This window comes from Alcanivorax sp. HI0083 (assembly GCF_001635175.1).
Genome location: NZ_LWFX01000876.1, coordinates 1 through 706 on the forward strand (window position 1 = coordinate 1; position 706 = coordinate 706).

2 protein-coding genes are annotated in these 706 nt (G+C 61.3%); one reads left to right on the top strand and one right to left on the bottom strand.

The window, feature by feature from the left end:
- Positions 1-238: LysR substrate-binding domain-containing protein (locus tag A3754_RS08405; RefSeq protein ID WP_231880553.1), on the top strand; the 238-nt coding region annotated here is incomplete at its 5' end.
- 107 nt (positions 239-345) lie between these two features.
- On the opposite strand, the gene A3754_RS08410 is transcribed toward A3754_RS08405, so the two are convergent.
- Positions 346-706: transposase (locus A3754_RS08410; RefSeq protein WP_156496923.1), on the bottom strand; the 361-nt coding region annotated here is incomplete at its 5' end.

Here is a 706-nt window from a genome sequence, read left to right on the forward strand (position 1 = left end):
CAGCACCGTGCAGCAAACCGACTTGCTGCTCACCATGCCCGCCAGCCTGGCCGGGCAGCTGCGGCGCCAGGGCCTGGTGCTCAAGCCGTTCCCCGGCGAACTGCCCGGCCTGGAAATGCACCTTTACTGGCACCGTGACCAGAGCGCTGACCCGGCGCACAGCTGGTTGCGCCAGCAAGTGCTGGCCCAGCTGCAAACCATGCAGAACGAAATCGAGCTAAGCGCGCCTTCGTTGTAGGTGCTTTGTCGGGTTACGGCTACGCCTCTCTGTGCCCTTGGGTGAACACGACCTACCTGAAACGCGGTCGAGTAGATACCGTCTCTCCCAATGAACCACAACCCCTCTCAAACGGGCTGTGGTTCATATTCTTTCTGGTGCGCCAGCACGCCGTAAGCGATGTGCACCAGTTTTCTCATGGCCGCGCCCAGCGCTGACATCTTTCGTTTGCCTGCAGCACACAGCCGTTGATATTGGCGCCGAATGCTGGGGTTATGCCGCATCGCAACAACGGCACCCATGTATAACTTTTGCCGCAACGCGGGGTCGCCATTCTTCGAGAGCCGCGGCGCGTGCCTGACCGAACTGCCCGAGGTCCACTCCACCGGCCCCAGCCCCATGAAGGCCGCCACTTGTCTGCCACTCTTGAAGCGCCTTGATCGTAGTGCCACCAACAAATGCACCGACAGCACCTCGCCAATACCGGGA